The sequence below is a fragment of the Roseomonas sp. TAS13 genome, from assembly GCF_001950415.1.
Lineage (GTDB): Bacteria > Pseudomonadota > Alphaproteobacteria > Acetobacterales > Acetobacteraceae > Roseomonas > Roseomonas mucosa.
This window is the reverse complement of the sequence record NZ_BDLP01000302.1, coordinates 1-5,355: the sequence shown is the minus strand read 5'-3', so window position 1 is coordinate 5,355 and position 5,355 is coordinate 1. Positions and strand designations below refer to the sequence as shown.

The window sequence follows — 5,355 nt, the reverse complement described above, 5'->3', positions numbered from 1 at the left end:
GCCGGGCGGCCAGAGCAGCCAGGCGGGCCGGGTCGTCCAGCACCACGAAGACGGGTCCCGCCCCATGCCGGGCGCGTTCCCAGGCGGCGAGTGTCAGTTCGCCGCCGATCCCGGCGGGGTCGCCCATCGTCAGGGCCAGCGGAAGGGCTTCGGCGTCCATGATCGGCCAGAGGTGATGTGGGATCGCTGGAATGGGGCAGGCAGCCGTGCAAAGAAAAGCGGCGGCGGGAACATGCCTGCCCCGTCGCCAGCGGGGTGTTTCAAAGCGTGACTCAGAGGTCCGGGTAGGAGTGCGTCTCCGCCGCACCGCCCGGATGCGTCACCGCCCCCAGATGCGCCGGGCCGACGAGCTGGGCGTATTTCCACAGCGCGCCACTGTTGTAGTCCGTGCCGCGCGGCTTCCAGGCCGCCTTGCGCGCGGCGAGTTCCTCCTCCGGCAGCAGCACATCGATGGTGCCGGCATCGGCGTCGATCACGATGCGGTCGCCGTTGCGCAGCAGCGCGATCGGCCCGCCCACCGCTGCCTCCGGCCCGACATGGCCGATGCAGAAGCCGCGCGTGGCGCCGGAGAAGCGGCCGTCGGTGATCAGCGCCACCTCCGCCCCCATGCCCTGGCCATAGATCGCGGCGGTGGTGGAAAGCATCTCCCGCATCCCCGGCCCGCCCTTCGGGCCCTCGTAGCGGATGACGATCACGTCGCCGGACTTGTAGGCGCGCTGGTCCACGGCGGCGAAGGCGTCCTCCTCGCAGTCGAAGCAGAGCGCCGTGCCCTCGAAGCGGCGGTTCTTCATCCCGGCCACCTTCACGATGGCACCGTCCGGCGCGAGGTTGCCCTTCAGCCCGACCACGCCACCGGTAGGCGTGATCGCCTTCGACACCGGGTAGATCACGTCCTGGTCGGTCGGGAAGACCACATCCGCATGGTTCTCCGCCAGCGTCTTCCCCGTCACCGTCAGGCAGTCGCCATGCATCAGTCCCGCATCGAGCAGCGCCTTGATGATCACCGGGATGCCGCCGACCTTGTGAACATCCAGCGCCACGTATTTCCCGCCCGGTTTCAGGTCGGCAATATAGGGCGTGCGGCGCATGATCGCGACCACGTCGTCCATGGTGAAGCGGATGCCCGCCTCATGCGCAATGGCCGGCAGGTGCAGCCCGGCATTGGTCGAGCCGCCGGTGGCACCCACCACCACCGCCGCGTTCTCCAGCGATTTCAGCGTGACGATGTCGCGCGGGCGCAGGTTGCGGCGCACCAGCTCCATCACCGCCCGGCCCGATTCCACCGCCCAGCGGTCACGGTCCTCATAGGGCGCCGGCGCCCCGGCCGAGCCGGGCAGTGCCAGCCCGATCGCCTCGCTCACCGTGGCCATGGTGTTGGCGGTGAACTGCCCACCGCAGGCCCCGGCGCTGGGGCAGGCGACGCATTCCAGCGCGTGCAGCTCCTCGTCCGACATGCGCCCGGCGGCATGCATGCCGACCGCCTCGAAGACATCGACCACGGTCACGTCGCGGCCCTTGTAGGTGCCGGGCAGGATCGAGCCGCCATACATGAAGACGCTGGGCACGTTCAGCCGTAGCATCGCCATCATCATGCCCGGCAGCGACTTGTCGCAGCCCGCGAGCCCCACCAGTGCGTCGTAGCAATGCCCGCGCACCGTCAGTTCCACCGTGTCGGCGATGGCGTCGCGCGAGGCGAGCGAGGACTTCATCCCCTGGTGCCCCATGGCGATGCCGTCGGTCACCGTGATGGTGGTGAACTCGCGCGGCGTGCCCTGAGCCTCCCGCACCCCGGCCTTCACGCTCTGCGCCTGACGATGCAGGGCGATGTTGCAGGGCGCGGCCTCGTTCCAGCAGGTGGCGACCCCCACCAGCGGCTGGGCGATCTCTTCCTCGGTCATGCCCATCGCGTAGTAGTAGGAACGGTGCGGCGCGCGCTCCGGCCCCACCGTCACATGGCGGCTGGGCAGGCGGGACTTGTCCCAAGCACTCATTCTTCGGCTTCCTTGGCCTGCGTTTCCCCGGCGCCGGTCCGGAACAGCCGGAGGCTGCCTCCCCCGGCTCCGGTCATGGCAAAGGCAGGATCGCCGCAGGCGGGGTTCCGCTCCACCCCAAATCGGCAGCAGCCGGGGCACAGGCGCGCGATGAGGCCCCGGGGAGCCCCTTGCGCGCGCCCCAACCCCTCAGGCCGCGATGCGGCCCAGCGCGGCCTCCAGCCGGGCGATCTCCGCCTGGGCGGCGGCGAGGCGCTCGCGGTTCTCCTCGACCACTTCCGGCTTGGCACGGGCGACGAAATCGGCGTTGTCGAGCTTGGCGGCGATCTTCCTCGCCTCCGCTTCGGCCTTGCCGCGTTCCTTGGCCAGACGCGCGCGCTCGGCATCGATGTCGATGATGCCGGCCAGAGGCAGCATGATCGTCGCCTCCCCTAGCACCGCCTGCGCCACGCCCTTCGGCGGCTCCCCGGCCAGCGGCTGGATCGCCTCGATCCGTGCCATGCGGCCGATGGTGTCCAGCCAGCGCTGGCCACGCGCCAGCACCTCCGGCCCCGCCCCCTGCACCAGCAGCGGGAAACGCTGGCTGGGCGGTACGTTCATCTCGGCCCGCACGCCGCGCACCGTGGAGATCAGCCCGACCAGCCAGTCCATCTCCTCGCGCGCCGCCTCGGGCTCGCTCACGCGCACCGGCTCCGGCCAGCCGGTGTGGATCAGGCTCAGCTCCGGGCCATAGCCCATCCTGTGCCACAGCTCCTCGGTGACGAAGGGCGTCACCGGATGCATCAGACGCAGCAGCACGCCCAGCACGTGCTGCGCCGCGCCCTTGGCCTCGCGCGCCTCCGGCGTGTCGCCCGAGGCGAGCGCGGGCTTGGCGAATTCCAGGAACCAGTCGCAGAAGGTGTCCCAGGCGAAGCGGCGCACCGCGGCGGCGTATTCGTCGAAGCGATAGGCCTGCAGCGCCGCCGTCGCCTCCCGCACCGCGAGGTTCGCCGCGTCGATCACCCAGCGCGCCAGGGGCGTGGCGCAGGCCTCCGGCAGGAAGCCGGGATCGGCCTGGATGCCGTTCATCTCGCAGAAGCGCGCGGCGTTCCACAGCTTGGTGATGAAGGAGCGGCCGTTCTCCACGCGCGAACGCCCGAGCTTCACGTCACGCCCCGGCCCGGCCAGCGCGGCGATGGTGAAGCGCACGGCGTCGGCGCCGAAGCTGTCGATCAGCTCCAGGGGATCGATCACGTTCCCCTTGCTCTTCGACATCTTCTGGCCCTTCTCGTCGCGGACCAGCCCATGCATGTAGATGGTGCGGAAGGGCACGTCGCCCATGAAGTGCAGGCCCATCATCATCATCCGGGCGACCCAGAAGAAGATGATGTCGAAGCCCGTCACCAGCACGTCGGTCGGGTAGTAGCGCGCGAGCTCCGGCGTCCGCTTCGGCCAGCCCAGCGTGGAGAAGGGCCAGAGCGCCGAGGAGAACCAGGTGTCGAGCACGTCCTCGTCGCGGGTCAGCGCCTCGTCCCGCCCGTAATGGGCGTGGGCCTGCGCCTGCGCCCCGGCCTCGTCGCGCGCCACGAAGGCGGTGCCGTCCGGCCCATACCAGGCGGGGATGCGGTGGCCCCACCAGAGCTGGCGCGAGATGCACCAGGGCTCGATCTCCCGCATCCAGGCGAAGAAGGTGTTCTCCCACTGCCTGGGGACGAACTGCATGCGCCCGTCCTCGACCGCGGCGATGGCGGGCTTCGCCAGCGTCGCCGCGTCGCAGTACCACTGCATCGTCAGGCGCGGCTCGATCGGCACGCCGGAACGGTCGCCATGCGGCACGGCATGGGTATGCGGCTCGATCTTCTCCAGCAGCTCCAGCCGTTCCATCTCGGCGACGATGGCCTCGCGTGCCTTGAAGCGGTCCAGCCCCGCCAGCGAGCGCACGAAAGCCGGGTCGGCGATGCCCTCGGCTGCGGCGAGCTCGCCCCCGATCTCGTCGAGCGTCACCCGCGCCTCGGCATCCAGCACCGAGAGAGAAGCGAGGCCATGCCGCTTGCCAACCGCGAAGTCGTTGAAGTCATGGCCCGGGGTGATCTTCACCGCGCCGGTGCCCTTCTCCGGGTCGGAATACTCGTCCGCCACCACCGGGATCCGCCGCCCCGTCAGCGGCAGGATCACATGCTTGCCGACGAGGTCGCGGTAGCGTTCGTCTTCCGGATGCACCGCCACGGCAGTGTCGCCCAGCATCGTCTCGGGCCGCGTGGTCGCCACAGTCAGGAAGCGGCCGGGCTGTCCCTCCACCGGATACCGCAGGTGCCAGAGATGTCCCTTCACCTCGCGGCTCTCCACCTCCAGGTCGGAGATGGAGGACTGGAAGACCGGGTCCCAGTTCACCAGTCGCCGGTCGCGGTAGATCAGCCCCTGCTCGTGCAGGGTGACGAAGACCTCGCGCACGGCTTCGGACAGGCCCTCGTCCATGGTGAAGCGCTCGCGCGGCCAGTCCAGGCTGGCGCCGAGCCGGCGGAGCTGCCGGGTGATGGTGCCGCCGGACTGCGCCTTCCATTCCCAGACATGCTGGGTGAAGGCCTCGCGCCCGATCTCGCGCCGCTTGAGGCCCTGGGTGCCGAGCAGGCGCTCCACCACCATCTGGGTGGCGATGCCGGCATGGTCGGTGCCGGGCTGCCACAGCGTGTCCCGCCCCTGCATCCGGCGCCAGCGGATCAGCATGTCCTGCACCGTGAAGGTCAGGGCATGGCCGATATGGAGGCTGCCCGTGACGTTGGGCGGCGGGATCATGATCGTGAAAGGCTGGGCCGGGCTGTCCGGACGGGCGGAGAAGGCCCCGGAGCTTTCCCAGCCTTCGTAGAGCTTCGCCTCGAAATCGGCGGGCGTCAGGGTCTTTTCGAGCATGGCGCATCCCTGTGCCGGGAGACGCCCGAACGTCAAGTGCGGAAGGGTTGCGTCCGGATCAGAACACCCTTCCGCACCCCGGCCTCAGGAGGCCGGGCGGCCGAGCACCCGCTCGATCTCGGCACGCACCATGCGCTCCACCATCCCCGGCAGATGGGCATCCAGCCAGTTCTTCACCAGCGGGCGAACCTCCTCGCGCACCACGTCCTCGATGCTCGGGCCATTGCGGGAGATGACGCTCTTCTGCTCGGCCGCCACGGCGCGGGCCAGCTCGCTCAGCGCCGCGGCGGCGGCGGCGGCCGTGGAGGGCGCCAGCAGCGAGCCGTTGGACGGCACCGCATCGGGTGACGGTGCCACGGGGGGCGGGCCGGACGGGGCTTCGGGTGCGACCATCATCGCCTCGGTCAGGGTCAGGGGTTCGGCGGCGGGCGCCGGTGCGGGGCCTGTCTCTTGATCACATCTACGCACAGCTCCACCG

3 protein-coding genes and 1 pseudogene are annotated in these 5,355 nt (G+C 70.2%); all 4 read right to left on the bottom strand.

Going from position 1 to position 5,355, the window contains the following annotated elements; genetic code table 11:
• Positions 1 to 160: pseudogene (locus ROTAS13_RS28200) on the bottom strand (4-hydroxythreonine-4-phosphate dehydrogenase); the annotation flags it as partial.
• Positions 161 to 272: 112 nt separating this feature from the next.
• Positions 273 to 1,991, bottom strand: a complete 1,719-nt coding sequence (ilvD, locus tag ROTAS13_RS18660; RefSeq protein WP_019459873.1) for a dihydroxy-acid dehydratase — start codon at positions 1,989 to 1,991, stop codon at positions 273 to 275.
• A 189-nt stretch (positions 1,992 to 2,180) separates the two neighbouring features.
• On the bottom strand, positions 2,181 to 4,877 hold the full coding sequence (locus ROTAS13_RS18655) for a valine--tRNA ligase (RefSeq protein ID WP_075823073.1): 2,697 nt from the start codon (positions 4,875 to 4,877) through the stop codon (positions 2,181 to 2,183).
• A gap of 84 nt (positions 4,878 to 4,961) precedes the next feature.
• A partial coding sequence (locus tag ROTAS13_RS18650; RefSeq protein ID WP_139323439.1) for a DUF2497 domain-containing protein occupies positions 4,962 to 5,355 on the bottom strand: 394 nt, incomplete at its 5' end.